This window comes from Psychrosphaera sp. F3M07 (assembly GCF_018860345.1).
Classification (GTDB): Bacteria; Pseudomonadota; Gammaproteobacteria; order Enterobacterales; family Alteromonadaceae; genus Psychrosphaera; species Psychrosphaera aquimarina.
The window spans coordinates 132,424-153,871 of record NZ_JAHKPJ010000021.1 but is presented as its reverse complement, the minus strand read 5'-3'; the positions used below and the strand labels follow the sequence as shown (position 1 = coordinate 153,871).

Sequence of the window (21,448 nt, the reverse complement as noted above, 5' to 3'; positions counted from 1 at the left end):
CCAAATAAAATTTGGAGCGAGTAACGAGGCTCGAACTCGTGACCTATACCTTGGCAAGGTATCGCTCTACCAGCTGAGCTATACTCGCAAATTGGTGCCCGGGGACGGACTTGAACCGTCACGCTCTATGAGCGAGGGATTTTAAATCCCTTGTGTCTACCGATTCCACCACCCGGGCAAACACTTTTTGTACTTCAGAAATCATATGGAGGCGGGTCCCGGAGTCGAACCGAGGTCCACGGATTTGCAATCCGCTGCATAGCCACTCTGCCAACCCGCCCTATATTGATGTCTTATAAAAACAGCCAAGAACGTTAATATAAAACAATCAAAATTTTGGAGCGAGTAACGAGGCTCGAACTCGTGACCTATACCTTGGCAAGGTATCGCTCTACCAGCTGAGCTATACTCGCAAAATTTGATTTCGTCGTTGTCTCTGTGACAACGGGGGGCATTCTACCTTTCTACCTTTGGGAGTCAACATCAAATTTAAATAAAAATGAAATTTTCATACTGTTTGATGATTTTTTAGCTCACACGGTTAAAAATCAATCTTTTTTACCAGAAATATATGGCCATGCCGCTTTAAAATATATTAATAATGACCAAATAGTTAATGCCGTAGCTGAATATAAAAATACATAAGTGGCAATATCCAATAATGGACCTAATAACCAGCCTTCAAATACCCAATATTCATTTGGACGCCACAACAAACCCATCAAGGCTAACATTTGTACCGCGGTTTTATATTTACCTACCGTACTAACGGCCACGTCGGCCCTATTCCCCATTTCAGCCATCCATTCTCTAAGTGCAGAAATGGCTAATTCACGACCAACTATGATAATGGCAGGGATAGTTACCCAGGGATTGGAATAATCATCCACAACAACAATAAAGGCCACAGCAACCATTACTTTATCTGCAACGGGGTCAAAGAATGCCCCAAACGGTGTAGATTGGTCTAACTTACGTGCTAAATACCCGTCGAGTGCATCGGTAATCGAAGCCACCCAAAAAACAGCAAAAGTCACAAAGTACTTCCACGGATAGATCTCCACTGGTAAATAATAGAAATAAACCATTACTGGGATTAAAAAAATACGAAAAGAGGTGAGTATGTTTGGAATATTCCACATAAATTAAAAACTACTTATAATTATGAACGCAAATGAATGATGCCTATTTAATCTTTATCATGCAAGAAAGCATGTATCTCTAACGCTAATTGTTTACTAATTCCTGGTACCTTAGAAATTTGTTCAGCAGTAGCAGATTTTAGACCTTGTAATCCGCCGAAGTTTTTTAACAACATTTGACGTCGTTTAGCACCAATACCGGGCACATCTTGCAATATTGATGTTGTTTTAGCTTTTCCACGTTTCGCTCTGTGTCCCGTGATGGCAAATCGATGTGATTCATCACGAATAAACTGAATTAAATGTAATGCCGGCGATGCTTTCGGCATATGTACTTCTACGTCGCCACCATTCATAAATAAAGTTTCTAATCCGGGTTTTCTGCCCTCCCCTTTGGCAATACCTACAATAACAGGTGCTTTTTCTAGCGGCCAATCAGCAAAAAAGCTTTCCGCTTTATTTAATTGCCCTTTACCACCATCAATAAATAAAATATCGGGGACTTTATTTACGTCGGTGACTTTGGAGTATCGTTTTTCTAGTGCAAATGCCATAGCTCCATAATCGTCACCACCTTTAACGCCTTTGACGTTATAACGTCTGTACTCTGATTTAACCGGCCCTTCTGGACCAAAGACAACACAAGATGCGATTGGGTATTCACCAAACGTATGACTGATATCAAAACATTCCATACGTTCGATTTTAGGTAGTTTTAAAAACTCCGACAATTCTTTGTATTTTGAACTCATGGCTCTGCCATCTGCCAATTTAGTGGCTAAGTCTATATCTGCATTTTTTTGTGCTAATTGATAATATTTGTACTTTTCACCACGTTGAGCGGTAATTAACTTAACTTTATTGCCTCGTTCTAACTCTATAGCTTGCTCTAACTCAGGTAAATTTTCAGTTAATTCCGGTACTACTATGGTTTTAGGTATATTCTGCCCACCAACACCATTTAAATAAAACTGCATAATAAATGACGTTATGATCTCACTCGGTTCAGAATTGGTCGGCACTTTAGGTGAATAGTTTTTACTGCCTAATACTTTCTGATCGCGGATATACAATACATGAACTGAGGCTAACCCTTTGTTACTAGAGAATGCTAAAACATCTATCTCTTCAATTGCCCCACTAACATTTTGTTGTTCGGTCACTTTTTGCAACGTTGAGATTTGATCTCGATAAAAAGCGGCTTCTTCAAACATTAATTGTTCGCTGGCTTTTTCCATTTTAGTAATAATCTGTGCAATAACGTCTTGGCTTTTACCCGTTAAAAACTGTTTTACTAAGTTAACCTGTTCATTGTAATTGTCATCCGTTACGTACCCTTTGATACATGGGGCTGAACATCGTTTTAATTGATGCTGTAAACAAGGCCTAGAGCGGGCTTTATAAAATGTATCTTCACACTGACGGACCGGAAAGACTTTTTGCATAATGCGTAAACTTTCCCACACGGCTCCTGCACTTGGAAATGGACCAAAGTATTCACCTTTATGCCTCTTAGGCCCACGGTGCATAGTTACTCTGGGATGTTTATGCTCCGTCACTAAGATATACGGGTAAGATTTATCGTCTCGTAACAGTATGTTGTATTTAGGTTGGTATTCTTTAATTAAATTATTTTCAAGGATTAGTGCTTCAGTTTCTGAACCGGTAACAATAATTTCTACCGATACAATTTGTGCAACTAGCGCCTTAGTTTTAGCGCTATTCACTTCTTTTCTAAAGTAACTTGATAGTCTATTTTTTAAATTTTTCGCTTTACCTACATAAATAACCGTATTGGTGTCGTCGTACATTCGATACACACCGGGTTTAGAGGTAACCGTTTTTAAAAAAGATTGGGAGTCGAACGAGGTAGTTTTCATTTTAACCGTTTTGGATAATTTATAGCTTATCCATATCTAACATGCCGTATCGAATCGCCATGTGAGTTAGTTCAACATCATTGCATATATTTAATTTTTCAAACATGCGGTAACGGTAACTATTAATGGTTTTAGAGCTTAGACTAAGTTGTTCAGCAATATTTTGTACTTTTTCACCTTTGGTGATCATTAACATGATTTGCAATTCACGTTCTGATAATGAATCAAAAGGTTTATCATCTTTTACACCATTAAATTGGTTCAAAGCTATTTGCTGTGCAATATCTGGCGCTATAAAACGCTGACCAACATTAACAGCTTTAATCGCACTGATCATTTCATCAGGGCCTGTCATTTTTGTTAAAAAACCGTGTGCACCAAGTTGCATGACTTTAGACGGGAATGGGTCTTCGGTATGTACAGTTAATATAATAATTTTTATATCAGGACAATAACGTAGAATCTTTTTAGTGGCTTCAAGTCCACCAATCCCAGGCATGTTCATATCCATTAAAACCACGTCTGGCTCATTTGCTCGACAAAATTGAAAAGCACTTTCTCCTGTGGAACATTCACCAACTACTTTTAAGCCACGTACATCATCGACAATGCGTTTAATGCCAGTTCTGACTAATTCATGGTCATCTACTAATAAAACGTTGATCAATTAAGATACTCCAAACCTAGTTATCAAAAGAAAGTAACACAATAATGTACCGTGACAAATTGCTTATTGCCACTGTTATATCTTGATTATATAACGGCATCATGTTGATTTTCTGGTGCTGCTTTTATGAATTCAGGTAATGAACGACAGTGTTTCACTATGTTGGCTATTTTCGGGTATGGCGACATATCTAATTTAAAGCGCTCTGCATTATAGACTTGTGGTACCAAACAAATATCTGCCCAAGAAACCTTGTCACCAAAACAAAATACACCAGCCGTTTTGTTTAATGTTTTTTCTAAATTAGTAAAGCCAACTTGTAACCAATGAATGATCCAGTCATTTTTTTCCTGATCATTATGTTGCAATTCAGACGTTAAATACTGTAATACCCTTAAGTTGTTCAAAGGGTGAATATCACAAGCAATATCTAACGCAATTGCCCGACAGGTCATTTGTGCTTCTAATGACTCAGGCAATAAAGGTAATTGTGGATACTTTTGTTCCAAATACTCCAAAATTGCCATGGATTGATTTAATGAAAAGTCATCATCTACTAAGGTAGGAACGAGTTCATTTGGGTTTAAAGATTGATATTCAGCACTGTGTTGCTCTCCACCATTTTTAACTAAATGGACGGATTCATGTTCACAGCTTAATTGTTTTAAATTAAGCGCTATTCTTACACGATAAGCAGCGGATGAACGCCAATAACCAAACAACTTCATAATTTATACCTTAATACTCTTTTTATTTATGCCATATTCGCGCAGTTTATTAGCGATTGCGGTATGACTTAAACCTAGCTTTTTAGCTAACAATCTAGAACTTGGGTAAGCAGGATATAACTTTCTTAACAGCCCCGCTTCGAAGCGTTTAACGGCTTGATCTAATGTCCCTTCAAATTCTTTTTCTAAATAGCCAAATTCATTAGTGTAAGTTGGCAATTCTAAGGTTTCTTTTTCAACAATATCAGCATCCAATAAACTAATAGCTCGGTAAATCGCATTTTCAATTTGACGTGTATTACCTGGCCATGGATAGTTTTGTAAATAGTCACAGCAGCTTTTAGAAATGGTTGGCGCAGCTTTACCTAACTCATTTGAAAAACGTTGAACAAAATGTTGTGCTAACGGCAAGATATCTTGTTTACGGTCACGTAAAGGTGGAATTAAAATGCTTAATACATTTAAACGATAATATAGGTCTTCTCTAAATAACCCTTCTTGAACCATATTGGCTAAGTCTTTTTGGGTAGCGCAAATTACTCTTACATTTACATGTACTTCATTTTCGTCTGCAACACGGCGGAAGGTACCATTTTGTAAAAATCGGATCAGTTTAGTTTGTAATTCAGATGACATTTCGCCAACTTCATCTAAAAATACCGTACCACCAGCGGCTTGTTCAAAAATACCTCGTTTACCGACTTCATCCGCGCCTGGATAAGCATTAGGTCCGTAACCAAATAATTCACTTTCGGCAACATTATCAGGTAATGAAGCACAACTTAATGCAAGAAAAGGATGTTCTGAACGATCACTTGCGTCATGACAAGCTCTGGCGATAAGTTCTTTACCTGTGCCCGTTTCACCTTGAATTAGTATTGGTGCATCCAATTGCGACATCTTTTTAGCTTCACGAATGACTCTGCGCATACTGGTGCTGTTGGCTAAAATGTTAACAAAGGATTCGTTATTATCATCTCTAAAGGCATTGATCTGCTGACCTAAACGAGTATGAGATTTTAAATTTACTACCGCCCCGACTAGCTGCACCACACCTTCTTCATCAGTTACGTTAATAGGTAATAAGTCAGTTACAAATTCTTCGTTATTACCGGTTAGTTTTAACGTTTGACTTAATACTTCTTTACCTTCTAACCATTTAACAAAATTAAAACCTTTTAAAAGACTTTGTAAAGGTTGACCTATGATCTCTTCTTCACTGCGGCCTAAGTCAACTAACGACGCTTGGTTAGCGGTTAAAATGTTGCCTCGGTTATCAATTGAGATCACACCATCAGGCAATATTCTTAATAAGGTAACGAGTTCATTATGTTCACGTTCATAAGGTAAAAAGTTTGTAGTTTTAACGTCTGTAACGCCATCAATTCGTCTGATTGCGGCCATAACTCGTTGAAAGGATTCAAATTCAATTTGAGGAAAGGCAACATATAAACAGCGAGAGTGTTTATCAAACTCAATTCCTTTTAAATCAATATCGTATTCAACCAAATTATTTAATACTTCTTTGGCTAGACCCATACGGTCTTCACAAGCAATTTGTAAACGCATATATATTCAATGCCTTAATTGAAATTCAAATTTAAACGCGATGGATTGTAAACCTAAATTAACGGAATTGGCAGCGTTAAAATCAAGATTTGTAAACAAATAATGCCAACATAATAATTAATATTACTTTGCTGACATTATTAAAGTTAGATTTGAGTTTATGCTGCGCTTTTTGGTGGGAAGGTAGGTGGAAACAAACCAAGTTCCATGGCTTCTCTAACGTAAGACATTAAATCTTCCTTTGACAGCTCAATCAGATCAAGGACATTTTCAATTGTATAATACAAAGGCTGCATAATATCGATACGATATGGTGTTCTAAACACATCCATTAAATTTAATCGATTTCTCATTGGAACTTCAGAAGATATTGCATATTCCGTTTCACCCGGTGATGACAAAATACCGCCACCGTAGATCCGCAATTGGTTACCTTTTTTAATTAAACCGAACTCAACGGTAAACCAATATAAACGAGCTAAATACACACGTTCTTCTTTTGTTGCCGCCAAACCTAATTGGCCATACTTATGCGTGAATTCAGAGAACGCGGGATTAGTTAACATGGCACAATGCCCAAATATTTCATGAAAAATGTCTGGTTCTTGTAAATAATCAAAATGTTCTCTTGTTCTTATAAACGTTGCTACCGGAAATTTTTTCTCCGATAACAATTTGAAGAAGGATTCAAAATTGATCAACGCCGGTACTTCAGCACACTGCCAACCGGTTGTCTCTAATAATACTTTGCTTACTTCATGCAATTGAGGAATGCGATCTAGAGGCAAATTTAGTTTATCTAAACCGTCAAAAAACTCATCACAGGCTTTACCTTTAATACATTCCAATTGACGTGTTATTAGCTCATGCCAAATTTTATTTTCGTCATCACTCCAATGGATGTTGCCATGTTCATCGGATTGTTTTGATATATAAGTAGATGTTTTGCTCATTTTAATGCCTAAGCTGTATTAACAGTTATTTAGTTATTTTTAGTGTTCAAGTTTTCTATTGTTGCAAAAGCGTGTTCTAAATCTGCAATAATGTCGTCTGTATGTTCTAGACCAATAGAGACTCTAATTAATCCATCACCGATACCTGCGGCTAACCGCTCTTCTTGTGTATAAGGTGAGTGAGTCATTGAAGCAGGATGTTGTATTAATGACTCTGCATCACCAAGGCTTACGGCTAAAGAAAATAAGTTGGTTGAATTAATAAACTTTCTTCCTGCATCAAGATCACCATTTATTTCAAAACCGATTACGCCGCCAGCACCACGCATTTGCGAGGATAAGTATTTATGCCCTTGATGTTCTTGTAGGCCAGGATAAAAAACGTCTTTCACCATAGGGTGTTGATTTAAGTATTCAGCGACGGTTTGAGCGCTTTTACAGTGACGCTCCATTCTGACCGATAAAGTTTTCAGGCCTCTTAAAATTAACCAAGCATCATGCGGGCTTATGGTGCCGCCAATGTCTTTAAGAATAGTTGATTTAATGATGCCAATATTTTCTTTAGACGACACTATAATGCCCGCAACCACATCGCCATGACCATTGAGGTACTTAGTCGCACTATGAATAATGATATCGATACCAAAATCCACTGGAGTCTGCAAAATTGGAGACATGAACGTATTATCTACAACAGATAACACACCGTGTTTTTGACAAAAATCACCTATCATTTGTAAGTCTAATACCACTAGGTTTGGATTGATTGGCGTTTCTGCGAACAGCAGTTTTGTATTAGGTTTTAATGCCGCTGATAATTGACTTTCATCCGTCATATCAACAAACGTGACGTCAATACCAAACTTTTTAAATTGATGATTAAACAATGCAAATGAACAGCCATATATGGCCTTAGAAACTATGACATGATCACCCGCTTCTACAAAACTTAACACGGCACCAGAAACAGCAGCCATTCCAGTCGCTGTCGCCGCAGCATCTTCCATTTTTTCTAAAGCGGCCATTTTCAACTCAAGTTCACGAGTGGTTGGATTGCCTAAACGGGTATAGATATACCCTTCTTCTTCACCTGCAAATCTTGCGGCTCCTTGTTCCGCACTATCAAATACAAAAGTGGATGTTTGATATAAAGGAGTCGTTAATGCCCCTTTATGGTCACCTTTGGTTTTACCAGCGTGAATACATAAGGTCTCTTGGTTTAGCGATTTATTATTATTTTTTACAATGCTCATTTAACACTCAATATTTACAAAGTTAATGGACAGATATTAAATTTCAGACCGTTAACTTTTTGCTATATCTCAATTAGAGCGCACTTTGCATAATTTTCTCTAGAGTTAATAATCTAAAACCGCTAATAAGTTTATTAGAGCTGTCAATTTTTCTATACAAAGGAACTAGCAAACGCTTATTCATTAACAAAGTTGTTTATAATTTAAGCGGCATTTTGAATGGGGAATTTCAGACATAAAAAAATGACCCTGAAGGTCATTTTTTTTATAGTTTGGTTAAGTTATAGCTTATTGATTTCTCGCGTTAACGTATATTCATTTGACGTAACGTAACCTTCCATATTTCTTACTCTATTTTCAATTGTGTCAAATTGACGAGCAATATCTCTATATGCTTGACGTGGCGGCTCACCGGCTTGCCAAACTTTTGTTTTAACTTCTACCGTTCTATCGATATCTTGCTCTGCGTTAAAACGATTCCAATGTTCTTTTAATCCGCCTTTCACTTTTTCAAAAGTGCTACTTGGCTTTTTATCTAAGATAAACCAACCAGCAATGTAAGCCACTAAGAAAAAGCCGCCAGATAAAACCAAACCACTAAACCAAATAATTCGAACTAACCATGGTTCAGTACCTGTGTATTCAGCAACACCTGCACATACGCCCGCTATTTTTCCTTGTTCAGGTATCCGATTTAACTGCTTTTTTTCTGGTTTTGTCATGATATCCACCTTACGCTTTAGTGCGCCATTCCGGCGCCTCAGCGTCCAAAATAGATTCAAGAGTTTTTACTCTCTCTCCTAGCAGTTCCGCTTTATGGGCTAAACTGTTTAGGTCTGCAATTTCTGATTCTGATAGTCCCTGGCTAACCTGCCTTTTACTTCTGTAATGCATAATTAACCAGACTGGAGCAACAAATATTAGAAATATTATCATTGGTACAATCAAAATACCTGCAATGCCTTCCATTACATATCCCCTCTAAAATTTATTGAATTATTTCTTTTTAGTTGCTTTCGCTTTATTCGCGTTTAGTTTAGCTTTTAACGCTTCAAGTTCAGAATCAACCTTTTCCGACGTTTCTAATTCAGCAAACTCATCAGAAAGTGACTTATTTCCTAAGTCGTATGACTCAACTTCCGCTTCTAAATTATCAATTTTACGTTCGTATTGTTCAAAACGGCTAAGTGCGTCGTTAATTTTGCCACTGGCTAATTTTGATTTAACATTTATACGAGAGCTCGCTGTTTTACCACGCATCAAAATTGTTTTTTGACGTGTTTTAGCGTCTTCAAGTTTGGTTTGAAGCTGTCCAATCTCATCTTGCAATCTAGCTACTTGCTCTTCTAATAAGGTTAAGTCTTTAACTAGCTGTTCAACATTCTCTTCGCTCTTCTGCTTTTCTGATAGTGCTTGACGGGCTAAGTCCTCTCGGTCTTTAGATAAAGCTAACTCAGCTTTACTTTGCCAATCAGCAGCTTCTGCTTGTAAACGTTCGATTCGTCTAACGATATCTTTTTTATCTGCAAGCGTTCTAGCTGAAGAAGAACGAACTTCTACTAACGTATCTTCCATCTCCTGAATAATCAGGCGAACCATTTTTTCAGGATCTTCTGCTTTATCTAATAAAGAATTGATATTCGCATTAACGATGTCTGCAAAACGTGAAAATATACCCATAATTATTACCTCTTAGTTTGAATTCACTTGTTATCAAGTTGTGGTAACCTTATTCAGTTATCTTGCCACAAATTAACTTAATCGTAACCTATTGTTTTAATTAAATAATAAATAAATAAAATGATTCCTTTGCTTTGCTCGCCATTTAAAATACACTACTAATTAGTCAATTTAACCAACAGTTGCACTATGAGACAATTCGGAAATAAAGATAACCTAATAGGTCAAGCCAACTCTTTCTTGGAAGTTTTGGAGAAAGTATCACTTTTAGCACCACTAAATAAACCAGTTCTTATCATTGGTGAACGTGGAACAGGTAAAGAGCTTATTGCAGCTCGATTACATTACCTATCGCAACGTTGGGAACAAAATTATGTTACCTTAAACTGTGCGGCGCTAAACGAGAATTTATTAGAAAGTGAATTATTTGGTCACGAGTCCGGTTCCTTTACCGGTGCGGGTAAACGACATGAAGGTCGTTTTGAGCGAGCCAATGGCGGCACTTTATTTTTAGATGAATTAGCCAATACATCCGGACTGGTTCAAGAGAAGCTATTACGAGTTATCGAATATGGTGAGTTTGAACGAGTTGGTGGTACTAAAACCGTTAAAATTAATACCCGCCTAGTCTGTGCAACAAATGAAGATTTACCGGCGTTAGCCGAATCGGGTGAGTTTAGATCGGACTTGTTAGACCGTTTAGCATTTGACGTAATAACTTTACCTCCATTAAGAGAAAGACAAGACGACATCCTTATACTTGCCGAGCATTTTGCCGTTTCTATGGCAAAAGAATTGGAGTGGGAGTTATTTAGTGGTTTCTCTAGAAAAGCTAAAGAACTTCTATTTAATTATGATTGGCCAGGCAATGTCCGCGAGCTCAAAAATGTTGTTGAACGAAGTGTATATCGCTCTGCCAATCCACATGTACCAGTTCATGAAATCGTATTAGACCCATTTACGAGTCCTTACCGTCCGAAAGGTCGTATAAAAACTCAAGATAGGCAAGTTGCCCCAAGTCAGGCCCCTGTTAATTATGAATCTAGAGAGCCGACTTCTTCCGACAGTCCAATTATCAGTGCTAAGCCGGAAGCTAATCAGTTTAGTTTCCCATTAGACTTTAAACAAACCACTCAAGAATTTGAAATAGATCTGATACAAAGTGCATTAGCAAATAGCCAATTTAATCAGAAAAAAACGGCAGACCAGCTTGGTGTGACCTACCATCAATTACGAGGATATTTGAAAAAATACAATTTGTTGGATAAAAGTGTTGAAGAATAATCCATTAATAAAAGTGACCTTGATTTTCCGTTTAGGAATTACGGCACTATTGTGTTTATCTGTGGTGGCTTGTGGTAAAAACAATCAAGCTGTACTAGCGCATAAAACGTTATTATATTGCAGCGAAGGTTCACCTGAGACATTTAACCCTCAATTGGTTACCTCCGGAACAACAATAGATGCGGTATCTCAGCAACTTTATAATCGCTTGGTAAAGATAAACCCAGAAACCGGTTTAGTGGTCTCTGACTTAGCCAGAAAAGTAATCGTGTCAAAAGATGCCATGCGATATCGTTTTTACTTACGTAAAGACGTCGAATTCCATTCAACTAAGTATTTTACACCTACCCGACCGTTAACCAGCGAAGACATATTATTTACCTTTTCTCGTATTCTTCACTTGGATCATGAATATAATATGGTGGGAGGCGGCCTTTACCCATTTTTTAATGGAATGGGTTTCGATACCTTAATTGAACAAATAATTGTGGTTGATGATTTAACCATTGAATTTAGATTATCTGAACCGCAAGCGTCTTTCCTTGCCAATATGGCGACAGATTTTGCTGTAATATTGTCAGCAGAATATGCTGAACAGTTGATTACAACAGACCAAAAAGAATTAATAGATCAACTTCCAATTGGCACAGGGCCATTTAAGTTTAATGAATATAAACGAGATCATTACATTAGGTACAACGCCCATAAAAATTATTGGGATGGTCAACCTAAACTTGAACAAGTTATCTATGACATTACGCCTAATAACTCAAATCGTGTTGCAAAATTATTAACCAAAGAATGTGATGTACTTGGTTACCCAAGTTCGGCAGATGTTGAGTTCTTAAAACAGAAAAAAGATATCGACATTGTCGAAAGTGTTTCGATGAATGTCAGTTATTGGGCGTTTAATACTAATGTTCCACCTTTTGATAACGCCAATGTAAGAAAAGCCTTGTCTTATGTGGTTGACCGACAAGCAATTATCGACGCAGTTTATTTTAATCATGCAGAACCAGCTTCGACATTAGTTCCCCCTTCTAGTTGGGCTTATTCAGAAGAAAACACCGATGTAGAAATGTCTTTAGAAAAAGCCAGAGCATTATTAATCCAAGAAGGTTTCGCTGAAGGCTTTGAAATGGATATTTGGGCAATGCCGGTTCAACGTGTATATAACCCAAATGCCACTAAAATGGCTGAAATACTACAGCAGAACTTAGCTCAGGTTGGTGTTAAAGCCAACATAGTGAGTTATGACTGGGGCACATTTAGAAAAAAACTAGCAAAAGGTGAGCATGATTCAGTGCTTATTGGCTGGTTAGCCGATAATTCTGACCCAGATAACTTTTATCGTCCGTTATTAAGTTGTGCTGCCGCGTTTTCAGGCTCTAATCGAAGTGCTTGGTGTAATGATGATTACGACAAGAGTATTTTAAATGCATTAACTACCCCCGATCCTGAGATACGAAAAGAATATTACAAACAAGCTGAAAAACTCATTTATGAATATTCACCATTAGTGCCAATTGCCCACGCACTTAGATATCAAGTTCACCGCAATTATGTCGAAGATGTAGAATTTAACCCTTATGGTGGCATTGGTTTTTTCCAAGCCTATAAAGGACAAAACTAATGTTAAATTACTTTTACCGTAAATTATCACTGTTATTTTTTATTACCTTTGGTGTCACCGTTTTTGTATTTTCACTCAACTTTTTGTTCCCTACGGACGTATTATCAAATATGAGTGGCATTCCCAATATTGGTGAAGAAGACTACGCTGCACTAGCAGAGCAATACTATTTAAATAATTCAGTCATCATTCAATACTTTGCTTTTATAGGACGTATTTGGCAGGGAGATTGGGGCGTTTCCTTTATCACTGGCACCAGTATTTACAGCCAAGTATTTAGAGTATTACCCGCAACAATAGAACTTGCCATCTATGCCTTGTTATATAGCTTTATCGTGGCTATTCCGTTAGGCATATTAGCCTCATCAGAAACCTACCCTTGGTTAGATAAAAGTATCTTAGCCTTATCAATTATTGGGTTTTCTATGCCGATATTTTGGCTAGCGCTTTTATTAATTTTGGTATTTTCTATTGGATTAGGTTGGTTCCCAACATCTGGCCGATTAAGTTTAATATATAACATCCCTAGCTCCAGCGGCTTTTTGTTATTCGACATCATTCGTTCTAATGTGGACTATAAAGTAGAAGCCTTTTTTGACGCCTTACGCCATTTAGCCTTACCCACTTTTGTTTTAGCGGCCTACCCGACCACCGTATTGATCAGAACAACTCGTCAATCAATGAAAGACGTAATGAATACCAGTTATGTTAAAGCGGCCAAAGCAAAAGGACTCACGTCTGGTCAATTATTGCGTCGCCACGGTTTACGTAATGGTTTGTTACCTGTTATCCAAATGTTAGGCATGCACTTTGGTACTGTAATTACACTGGCGATGGTAACGGAAGTTATTTTTGCTTGGCCTGGTGTGGGTTCTTGGTTAGTTGATGCTATTCATCAACGAGATTACCCTGCAATTCAAGGTGGGCTATTGGTTATTTCCGGCATGGTATTTATTGCCACTATATTATTTGATCTGCTTTATATGATCTTTGACCCAATTGCGAGGATACGTGGTCATGGTAAAATTTAGGTTCTTTTCTTCGCCAAACAATTCCAGTCCATTTAGACAACTTTGGCGACTTTTCCAACGTAATCACTTTGCATTGGTGGCCAGTTGGGTATTTGCTTTTATGCTCTTAATGGCAATTTTAGGGCCTTTGTTAGCGCCTTATTCACCTTATATGCAACAATCCGATATGTTGTTAGTGCCACCTTCATGGGATGTTAATGGCTTTATCCAATCTCCATTTGGTACTGATGCGTTAGGGCGCGATATCTTATCCCGTATTTTAGTTGGGATTAGTTATTCATTTGGGCTTGGTATTTTGGCCGTTATTTTGGCTCTTTCTCTTGGTTTATTAATTGGTACGTTAGCTGGTTTCAGTAAAGGTGTGAAAGCAAGTTTTCTAAACCATGTGTTAGATATAGCGTTAACAATGCCATCATTGCTTATCGCTATCGTTATCGTGGCCATATTAGGCCCAGGTATCGCCAACTCATTTTGGGCAGTTGTTTTGGCAATGTTACCTCAATTTATTCATCATATTAGAACTGAAGTGACGGACATGCTTGATAAAGACTTTGTTATTGCGTATCGCTTAGATGGTGCCAATAATATGCAAGTATTTCGCTTTGCCTTGTTACCAAACATGATAGAAAACATCATTATATTTTCTACTATGGCCATTTCATCGTCTGTGTTAGATATTGTGGTATTAGGTTTTATTGGAATTGGTGCACAATCACCTGAGCCAGAATTAGGCACCATGATCGCAGATAGTTTAGGTGTGTTTTATCTAAGCCCTTGGACTGTCATGTTACCGGGTATTACTTTGTTTTTATGTATTCTATCAACAAATATTGTTGGTGATGGGCTAAGACACGCTTTAAAAGAAAGACGACTTCAGTAGGTTAAATGTGCGATTACTAGACATAAGAAATTTAAATATTGAGTTGATCACTAATGACTCCAGAATTAAAGCGGTTGAGTCGGCAAACTTCTCTATGAGAATGGCTGAAGTCAGTGGCTTAATTGGCGAGTCAGGTTCTGGTAAAAGCTTAATCGCTAAAGCCCTGGTTGGCATGTTAAATAATCGCTGGCACGTGACAGCTGACCGTTTACATTTTATGGGGCAAGATTTAAATAGAATGTCGGAAACTAAACGTAGAAAAGTTATCAGCGATAATATCTCTATGATTTATCAAGAACCCCGCCGTTGTTTAGATCCTACCTCCAATATTTTCTCTCAATTAGAAGAGTCATTACCCGACTATGAATTTTCGGGCTGGTTTGGTGCTAAAAAAGAGTTAAGAATAAAAAAATGCATTCGACTGTTACATAAAGTTGGTATTAAAGATCACGAAAAAGTATTTAACAGTTATCCCCATATGTTGTCTGAAGGTATTTGCCAAAAAATAATGATCGCCATGGCGATTGCCAAAGAGCCTAAATTATTAATCGCCGACGAACCTACCACGGCATTAGAAAGCACAACCTCATTACAAGTGATCAAGTTACTAAAAAGCTTGAATCAGCTTAAAGAAATGGGGGTTATTTTTATTACTCATAATTTGGTGTCTATCACCAGTTGGGCCGATTCAATTAACGTTATGTACTGCGGTCAGTTAATCGAAAGTGGATTAACCAAAAACATTATTAACGCCCCGAAACACCCTTACACCAAAGCATTATTTGACAGTGAACCCGACTTCAATGCTCGTGATATTAATAACAAACAAAAGTTGTATGCTCTTAAAGGCACAATTCCGACCTTACAACATTTACCGATAGGCTGTCGTTTAGGGCCTCGTTGCCCAAATGCACAAAGAGCCTGTGTAAAAATTCCTGAGCAACAAAAGGTAAAAGGCCAATATTTTCGTTGTCATTACCCGCTAACAGATAATTGGAAAAAAGCATGAGTGTTGAATTTATAAGGGTTAATGAAGTAACTAAGTGTTATAAAGACAAAGCGCATTGGCTAAAAAAAGGCAAAGATGTAGTCATTGGCCCTGTCACTTTTGGCCTTAAAAAAGGCGAAACGATTGCCATCGTTGGAGAAGCCGGTTCAGGGAAAAGTACCATAGCTCGATTATTAGCCGCAGCAGAAACACCCGACTCAGGATATTTAACACATAACGGGATTGAAATAGATTGGTACAACACATCATTTTTTTGTAAAAACATTCGACTGATATTCCAAGACGCACAAAAATCACTTAATCCAACCATAAAAATTGGCCAGCAACTAGAGCAACCTTTAATATTTAATACCAATCTCAATGCAGATGAACGCCAACTTAAAATCTATTCGGCATTACGTATGGTTGGTTTGTTGCCTGAACATGCCGAATATTACCCACATATGTTTTCTGGCGGCCAAGCACAAAGAATTAGTATTGCCCGAGCATTAATATTAGATCCAGAAGTGGTTATTATTGATGAAGCCCTAGCCCCTCTTGATCCGTCATTACGGGCACAAGTCATCAACTTATTGATTGAGTTACAACAGCAGCATCAGTTAACCTATATATTAATTTCACATCAGATTTCATTAATTAAATACCTCAGTGACAGAATCTTAATAATGGATAACGGACAAATAATTGAACAAGGCAATATTGCAGAAATTTTTGCGAATCCAAGTCACGATAAAACCAAAAAACTGCTCAGTTCATTAGATATGTAAAAACGGACAAGTATATGGTTGTATTTTCGCCACATGTATTGAATATTAGGTCCGGATGCAACTGGTCTTATATCTAAAACGATATAAAAGGTTTGTTCAACTTACTAATTTTGATAACCTTACATCTACTTCAATTCAATTTAACATTCAAGGATTGGTTAACATTGAACGTCTATACAGCACGTCAAGCAATATACAATCGAAAAGACAATGTTGTTGCTTATGAACTCTTATTTCGCGATAGCTTAAAAAATGTATTCCCTGGCGTTGAATCCAATTCAGCTACATCCAAATTGTTATTGGATAGCCACTTCAATCAGGGTTTAGATAAAATCACGTCTGGAAAACCAGCTTTAATCAATTACCCTGAACAAGCATTAATAGATCAAGTACCTAGTTTATTACCACCTAATAAAGCCATGGTGGAAATTTTGGAAAGTGTGAGACCCACCCCTGAAGTTTATGAAGCATGCCGCCAACTATACCGTAAAGGTTATAAATTGGTATTGGATGACTTTGTTTATAATCCGGCTTGGGAACCATTTTTAAAATTGATTAAACTGATCAAATTTGACTTACACCAAACTTCATTTGCTGAAATTGAAGTTATATTGCCTAAATTAAGAAAATATAAAAATTTGAAAATTTTAGCCGAGCGTATTGAAACACAAGAACAATACGACAAAGCTAAAGACATGGGTTTTGATTTTTTCCAAGGTTATTACTTTTGTACGCCTCAAATCATTGAACAAAAAGACGTACACGCAAATCAAACTGTTATTTTAGCTATGTACCAAGAAACGTTAAAACTTGATGTTGATTACACTAAATTATCGTCATTTTTTGAACGTGACACGGCATTAGCCTTTAAATTATTAAAATTTATAAACTCTGGTCTATTTCCTGTCCGAGATCCGATATCGTCATTAAAACAAGCGTTAGTTTATTTGGGCGCTGCTCAGGTTAAAAAGTTCGTCACATTAATATTAACGGCTCATATAGCGGAACACTGTCGTGAAGAGTTAACAGAGATGTCCATTATCCGAGCGCGCTTTTGTGAGAATATCGCTTCTAAAGTGGCCCCCTCTTTAGCAGACGACGCTTTCATACTCGGTTTATTCTCTTTATTAGATGTCATATTAGAACAACCGATGGAAGACCTAGTGAAACAATTACCTATTACGGAAGAAGTCTCTGCTGCTTTAATCGGTCACGAGAATACGTTAGGTAATATATTGAGGATCACTAAGGCATATGAATCAGCAAGTTGGAGTGCGATGCGTAAAGCATGTGCTCGCTTTAGAATGGAACAAGATGTATTGCCCGACTTTTATGTAAATGCGGTTGAGTGGGCCAATTTTTACGAAGAATCAAATACCGCAAAATAATAAATAAACTTAAATGAGACTTATAGGTCATTTTTTACCTAATATAGTCTCACTTTTTAACCGCACTGTGCAAAATAAGACCAAACGCTCTGTTTTTTGCAAATTTCTTTAAAAAAGCAGTTGACGATACCAGCCGTCATCAGCATAATACGCGCCATCGCTTGAGGCGGTATTCAAGAGTGGCTACGTAGCTCAGCTGGTTAGAGCACATCACTCATAATGATGGGGTCCCCTGTTCAAATCAGGGCGTAGCCACCAATTCTTGATTACCTTACCAACCTTTAGTGAACAGTATTTGCGGGAGTGGCGGAATTGGTAGACGCGCTGGATTTAGGTTCCAGTATCTTAGGATGTGAGAGTTCAAGTCTCTCCTTCCGCACCATGTATTAATATGTGAAACACATATTCAAAAAGTTTCAGTTGGGATATCGCCAAGCGGTAAGGCAGCGGGTTTTGATCTCGCCATTCCCAGGTTCAAATCCTGGTATCCCAGCCACTTCTCTTTTGTTGGGATATCGCCAAGCGGTAAGGCAGCGGGTTTTGATCTCGCCATTCCCAGGTTCAAATCCTGGTATCCCAGCCAACATTCAAGGCCTCGCATTTGCGAGGCCTTTTTTGTTGTAAAAAATTAAATGACAAAGCTAACTTTTAAACCTTCAGTTTAGAGACTGCAGCAGGATAACTTAATATCCCACCGCTTTTTTAAGCACTTGTTTTTTTGCCCACTCAAATTTATTCGCTAAGGTTAATAATCCGCCTCTTAATAATTTAACTGCCGTTTTATCATTAGAAAACAAATTATAAAAACTATCCATGGCTAAAGACATCAGTTGTGATTCACGTTTTCTGATGTTTTCGTACTGCTTGAGAACCGCCGACAAAGCCTCACTCTGTTTAATATCTATTTCCTCCAATAACTGCGATAAAACTTCAACATCTTTATAACCAATATTAACGCCTTGTCCTGCTAACGGATTAATGGTGTGTGCGGAGTCGCCAACCAATACTACTCGCCCTTTTATATATTGGTTGGCTTGTCGTCGAGTTAATGGAAACGATGCTTTAGCAACAACGTCAAACTCTCCGGCCAAATCAGGGAAACGAGTTAGCACTTGATTTTTTAGTTGTTCATTCGATAACTGAACAAGTTGTTTAATCTCCTCGGCATTGTCATACCAAATCAATACTGAATAACCGTCTTCCAAAGGTAAAAACGCTTTAGGCCCCGAAGGTTGAAATTCTTGCCAAGTAATATGTTGAGTAGGAAAATCGGTTTTAATGGTGAGGCTTAAACAATGTTGTTGATAATCCCACCCTGTTGTTCCTATGTCGGTTAAACTTCGAACTTGACTGAAGGCGCCATCTGCCCCGATTAATAACGAACAATGAAAGGTAATAGTTTCATTGGAAACATGATTTGTTAACAGGACGCTGACCTGTTCATTAGTTTGATCAATACTCGTTAATTTACAATCCGTGATAATATCAACTGCATGATCTGCCGTATTATTAAGCTCATCATATGCTGCTAATTGCAGCGCCTCATTTCTGATCAAATAACCTAAATGCGATTTTTGAATATCAGTGGCTGAAAAAATGACAGGTTTATGTCTTTGTTCCCACGTAGCCAATTGGTTAAACATGCATTTAGATGTTTCGCCAATATGCGACCAAACACCTAATTCTGTTAGATATTGCTCACTAGCTAGGTTAATCGCGGAGACTCTTAGTGGTATTTGCGCTAAAACATCTGAATTTGGAATATATTTTTCAATCACCAATACACGCTTTTGTTGTTTTACTAACGCCGACGCTTGAGCAGCACCAACCATGCCACCACCTACAATCACCACATCATAAAATTGTTCTTTTAAATCAGAGCCTTTGGTCAATGTAAACTACCTAAATTGTTGTGTTAATTAAGTAAAACTTAACAAGGGAATTGGCATTATTATGCCAGAAATAAGGCGAATTAAACCAATTTAAATATCAAGACTGAATAAGATCCAACAAGTTTAGAATTCACCTCTTCCAGTTCAGTCCATTTACTTGTAAAATACGCGCCATTTTGGGGTTTCCCCAACACTAACCAACGCCGTGTTGCGCGTTTGCGTTTGAACAAACAGAAGTAATAGAGAGTACCATGACTAAAAAATTACACATTAAAACCTGGGGCTGCCAAATGAACGAGTATGACTCGCAAAAGATGGCCGATCTTTTGGATGACAGTCATGGTTATGAGTTTACCGACGAAGCTGAAAATGCTGACGTGATCTTATTGAACACCTGTTCGATTCGTGAAAAAGCACAAGAAAAAGTATTTCATCAATTGGGTCGTTGGAAAAATTTAAAAAAGAAAAACCCTAATTTAGTTATTGGTGTTGGTGGTTGTGTTGCTTCGCAAGAAGGCCAACACATTCGTGAACGAGCCCCTTATGTTGATATGGTATTTGGTCCACAAACATTACATCGCTTACCAGAAATGATTGACCAAATTCAAAGTGGCGAAGGCGGTTCGGTTATTGATATTTCATTCCCTGAAATTGAAAAGTTTGACCGTTTACCTCAGCCTACTTCGGATGGCCCGAGTTCTTTTGTTTCTATCATGGAAGGCTGCAGTAAATATTGTACATTCTGTGTAGTACCTTATACCCGTGGTGAAGAAGTGTCTCGTCCTGTAGATGATGTACTGTATGAAATTGCACAACTTGCAGAACAAGGCGTACGTGAAGTTAACTTATTAGGCCAAAACGTAAATGCATTCCGTGGTGCGACCCATGATGGTGACGTATGCCACTTTAGTGAGTTATTACGTTTAGTTGCAAGCATTGATGGGATTGATCGTATTCGTTACACCACATCGCACCCTGTTGAGTTTAGTGACGACATCATTGAAGCTTATGCTGACGTTCCTGAATTAGTTGACCATTTACATTTACCAGTGCAATCGGGCTCTGACCGTATACTGACCCAAATGAAACGTGGCCATACTGCCATTGAATACAAGTCTCAGATTCGTAAACTTCGTAAAGTTCGTCCAAACATTAGTATGTCGAGTGACTTTATTATTGGTTTTCCTGGTGAAACAGCTGAAGATCACGCAAAAACAATGAAGTTAATTGCTGACGTTGGTTTTGATCATAGCTTTAGTTTCATCTATAGCGCGCGTCCTGGTACACCAGCTGCCGATTTACCTGATGACGTCAGTGAACAAGAAAAGAAAGACCGTTTACATGAACTACAGAACTTAATTACGCATCAAGCTCTGCAGATTTCACGTTCAATGTTAAACACTGAACAACGTATTTTGGTGGAAGGTCCATCAATTAAAAACCCATTAGAATTACGCGGCCGTACTGAAAACAACCGTGTTGTTAACTTCGAAGGGCCACATACTTTAATTGGTGGTTTTGCCGATGTTAAAGTAGTGGATGTATATACCAATTCCTTACGTGCTGAATTTATACGCGGCGAAGATGAAATGGGATTACGTCAAGATACTGCGCCGTCTGCTATTTTAGCTAAACGTGCAACCAATCTTGATGAGTTAGGTGTGGCGACATTTACACCTTAATCGTTATTAA

Annotated in this window: 19 protein-coding genes and 8 tRNA genes; 12 read left to right on the top strand and 15 right to left on the bottom strand. The window is 37.8% G+C overall.

Annotated elements, in window-relative coordinates:
• Positions 1-12: 12 nt before the first annotated feature.
• From KO505_RS11455 to pspA, 14 genes are all read right to left on the bottom strand, one after another.
• A tRNA-Gly gene (locus KO505_RS11455) sits at positions 13-88 on the bottom strand.
• 4 nt (positions 89-92) lie between these two features.
• A tRNA-Leu gene (locus KO505_RS11450) sits at positions 93-178 on the bottom strand.
• A gap of 28 nt (positions 179-206) precedes the next feature.
• Positions 207-280 (bottom strand) — tRNA-Cys (locus KO505_RS11445).
• Between the two features lie 57 nt (positions 281-337).
• Positions 338-413: transfer RNA gene (locus tag KO505_RS11440), tRNA-Gly, on the bottom strand.
• 135 nt (positions 414-548) lie between these two features.
• Positions 549-1,142: a CDP-diacylglycerol--glycerol-3-phosphate 3-phosphatidyltransferase gene (pgsA, locus tag KO505_RS11435; RefSeq protein ID WP_216055585.1), complete on the bottom strand. Its 594-nt coding sequence runs from the start codon at positions 1,140-1,142 to the stop codon at positions 549-551.
• A 47-nt stretch (positions 1,143-1,189) separates the two neighbouring features.
• Positions 1,190-3,022 carry an excinuclease ABC subunit UvrC gene (gene uvrC, locus KO505_RS11430; RefSeq protein ID WP_216055584.1) on the bottom strand — a complete coding sequence of 611 codons (1,833 nt, stop codon included), beginning with the start codon at positions 3,020-3,022 and terminating at the stop codon, positions 1,190-1,192.
• A gap of 19 nt (positions 3,023-3,041) precedes the next feature.
• A complete protein-coding gene (uvrY, locus tag KO505_RS11425) occupies positions 3,042-3,689 on the bottom strand; it encodes a UvrY/SirA/GacA family response regulator transcription factor (protein ID WP_216055583.1) in 648 nt (215 codons plus the stop codon).
• A gap of 86 nt (positions 3,690-3,775) precedes the next feature.
• The gene (maiA, locus tag KO505_RS11420) at positions 3,776-4,417 is read right to left on the bottom strand and encodes a maleylacetoacetate isomerase (protein ID WP_216055582.1); all 642 of its coding nucleotides are present in this window, start codon (positions 4,415-4,417) and stop codon (positions 3,776-3,778) included.
• 3 nt (positions 4,418-4,420) lie between these two features.
• Positions 4,421-5,986: a transcriptional regulator TyrR gene (gene tyrR, locus KO505_RS11415; protein ID WP_216055581.1), complete on the bottom strand. Its 1,566-nt coding sequence runs from the start codon at positions 5,984-5,986 to the stop codon at positions 4,421-4,423.
• 158 nt (positions 5,987-6,144) lie between these two features.
• Positions 6,145-6,939, bottom strand: a complete 795-nt coding sequence (gene phhA / locus KO505_RS11410; protein ID WP_216055580.1) for a phenylalanine 4-monooxygenase — start codon at positions 6,937-6,939, stop codon at positions 6,145-6,147.
• 29 nt (positions 6,940-6,968) lie between these two features.
• Entirely contained in the window at positions 6,969-8,192 is a 1,224-nt protein-coding gene (gene megL, locus KO505_RS11405; RefSeq protein WP_216055579.1) for a methionine gamma-lyase, read from the bottom strand.
• Positions 8,193-8,473: 281 nt separating this feature from the next.
• Entirely contained in the window at positions 8,474-8,914 is a 441-nt protein-coding gene (gene pspC / locus KO505_RS11400) for an envelope stress response membrane protein PspC (RefSeq protein WP_216055578.1), read from the bottom strand.
• A gap of 10 nt (positions 8,915-8,924) precedes the next feature.
• Positions 8,925-9,161, bottom strand: coding sequence for an envelope stress response membrane protein PspB (gene pspB, locus KO505_RS11395; RefSeq protein ID WP_216055577.1), 237 nt, complete (start codon positions 9,159-9,161; stop codon positions 8,925-8,927).
• A 27-nt stretch (positions 9,162-9,188) separates the two neighbouring features.
• Positions 9,189-9,872 carry a phage shock protein PspA gene (gene pspA, locus KO505_RS11390; protein WP_216055576.1) on the bottom strand — a complete coding sequence of 228 codons (684 nt, stop codon included), beginning with the start codon at positions 9,870-9,872 and terminating at the stop codon, positions 9,189-9,191.
• A gap of 189 nt (positions 9,873-10,061) precedes the next feature.
• On the opposite strand from pspA, the gene pspF reads away from it, so the two are divergent.
• From pspF to KO505_RS11335, 11 genes are all read left to right on the top strand, one after another.
• On the top strand, positions 10,062-11,156 hold the full coding sequence (gene pspF / locus KO505_RS11385) for a phage shock protein operon transcriptional activator (RefSeq protein WP_216055575.1): 1,095 nt from the start codon (positions 10,062-10,064) through the stop codon (positions 11,154-11,156).
• Positions 11,146-12,789, top strand: a complete 1,644-nt coding sequence (locus tag KO505_RS11380) for an ABC transporter substrate-binding protein (RefSeq protein WP_252731775.1) — start codon at positions 11,146-11,148, stop codon at positions 12,787-12,789. The genes pspF and KO505_RS11380 overlap by 11 nt, the downstream gene beginning before the upstream one ends.
• The gene (locus KO505_RS11375; RefSeq protein ID WP_216055574.1) at positions 12,789-13,820 is read left to right on the top strand and encodes an ABC transporter permease; all 1,032 of its coding nucleotides are present in this window, start codon (positions 12,789-12,791) and stop codon (positions 13,818-13,820) included. Before KO505_RS11380 ends, KO505_RS11375 begins: the two co-directional genes overlap by 1 nt.
• A complete protein-coding gene (locus tag KO505_RS11370; protein ID WP_216055573.1) occupies positions 13,807-14,700 on the top strand; it encodes an ABC transporter permease subunit in 894 nt (297 codons plus the stop codon). Before KO505_RS11375 ends, KO505_RS11370 begins: the two co-directional genes overlap by 14 nt.
• Positions 14,701-14,707: 7 nt before the next feature.
• Positions 14,708-15,709 (top strand): oligopeptide/dipeptide ABC transporter ATP-binding protein, encoded by a 1,002-nt coding sequence (locus tag KO505_RS11365; RefSeq protein ID WP_216055572.1) that lies wholly within the window; start codon positions 14,708-14,710, stop codon positions 15,707-15,709.
• Complete coding sequence (locus KO505_RS11360; RefSeq protein ID WP_216055571.1) at positions 15,706-16,476, top strand: ATP-binding cassette domain-containing protein; 771 nt, start codon at positions 15,706-15,708, stop codon at positions 16,474-16,476. The genes KO505_RS11365 and KO505_RS11360 overlap by 4 nt, the downstream gene beginning before the upstream one ends.
• Positions 16,477-16,640: 164 nt before the next feature.
• Complete coding sequence (locus KO505_RS11355) at positions 16,641-17,864, top strand: EAL and HDOD domain-containing protein (protein ID WP_216055570.1); 1,224 nt, start codon at positions 16,641-16,643, stop codon at positions 17,862-17,864.
• 181 nt (positions 17,865-18,045) lie between these two features.
• Positions 18,046-18,122: transfer RNA gene (locus tag KO505_RS11350), tRNA-Met, on the top strand.
• Between the two features lie 39 nt (positions 18,123-18,161).
• A tRNA-Leu gene (locus KO505_RS11345) sits at positions 18,162-18,246 on the top strand.
• A gap of 39 nt (positions 18,247-18,285) precedes the next feature.
• Positions 18,286-18,360: transfer RNA gene (locus KO505_RS11340), tRNA-Gln, on the top strand.
• Positions 18,361-18,372: 12 nt separating this feature from the next.
• Positions 18,373-18,447: transfer RNA gene (locus KO505_RS11335), tRNA-Gln, on the top strand.
• Between the two features lie 100 nt (positions 18,448-18,547).
• Here KO505_RS11335 and KO505_RS11330 read toward each other — a convergent pair.
• On the bottom strand, positions 18,548-19,756 hold the full coding sequence (locus tag KO505_RS11330; protein ID WP_216055569.1) for an FAD-dependent monooxygenase: 1,209 nt from the start codon (positions 19,754-19,756) through the stop codon (positions 18,548-18,550).
• 251 nt (positions 19,757-20,007) lie between these two features.
• Between KO505_RS11330 and miaB the strand changes: the two genes are divergently transcribed.
• Positions 20,008-21,438 carry a tRNA (N6-isopentenyl adenosine(37)-C2)-methylthiotransferase MiaB gene (gene miaB, locus KO505_RS11325; RefSeq protein ID WP_216055568.1) on the top strand — a complete coding sequence of 477 codons (1,431 nt, stop codon included), beginning with the start codon at positions 20,008-20,010 and terminating at the stop codon, positions 21,436-21,438.
• Positions 21,439-21,448: the final 10 nt, after the last annotated feature.

Bases quoted from the DNA above. Each gene is read 5' to 3' on its own strand.
- KO505_RS11375 (WP_216055574.1), top strand. From the start codon at position 12,789: ATGTTAAATTACTTTTACCGTAAATTATCACTGTTATTTTTTATTACC.
- pspA (WP_216055576.1), bottom strand. From the start codon at position 9,872: ATGGGTATATTTTCACGTTTTGCAGACATCGTTAATGCGAATATCAAT.
- pspB (WP_216055577.1), bottom strand. From the start codon at position 9,161: ATGGAAGGCATTGCAGGTATTTTGATTGTACCAATGATAATATTTCTA.
- maiA (WP_216055582.1), bottom strand. From the start codon at position 4,417: ATGAAGTTGTTTGGTTATTGGCGTTCATCCGCTGCTTATCGTGTAAGA.
- megL (WP_216055579.1), bottom strand. From the start codon at position 8,192: ATGAGCATTGTAAAAAATAATAATAAATCGCTAAACCAAGAGACCTTA.
- phhA (WP_216055580.1), bottom strand. From the start codon at position 6,939: ATGAGCAAAACATCTACTTATATATCAAAACAATCCGATGAACATGGC.
- pspC (WP_216055578.1), bottom strand. From the start codon at position 8,914: ATGACAAAACCAGAAAAAAAGCAGTTAAATCGGATACCTGAACAAGGA.
- tyrR (WP_216055581.1), bottom strand. From the start codon at position 5,986: ATGCGTTTACAAATTGCTTGTGAAGACCGTATGGGTCTAGCCAAAGAA.
- uvrC (WP_216055584.1), bottom strand. From the start codon at position 3,022: ATGAAAACTACCTCGTTCGACTCCCAATCTTTTTTAAAAACGGTTACC.
- KO505_RS11370 (WP_216055573.1), top strand. From the start codon at position 13,807: ATGGTAAAATTTAGGTTCTTTTCTTCGCCAAACAATTCCAGTCCATTT.
- pgsA (WP_216055585.1), bottom strand. From the start codon at position 1,142: ATGTGGAATATTCCAAACATACTCACCTCTTTTCGTATTTTTTTAATC.
- KO505_RS11360 (WP_216055571.1), top strand. From the start codon at position 15,706: ATGAGTGTTGAATTTATAAGGGTTAATGAAGTAACTAAGTGTTATAAA.
- miaB (WP_216055568.1), top strand. From the start codon at position 20,008: ATGACTAAAAAATTACACATTAAAACCTGGGGCTGCCAAATGAACGAG.
- pspF (WP_216055575.1), top strand. From the start codon at position 10,062: ATGAGACAATTCGGAAATAAAGATAACCTAATAGGTCAAGCCAACTCT.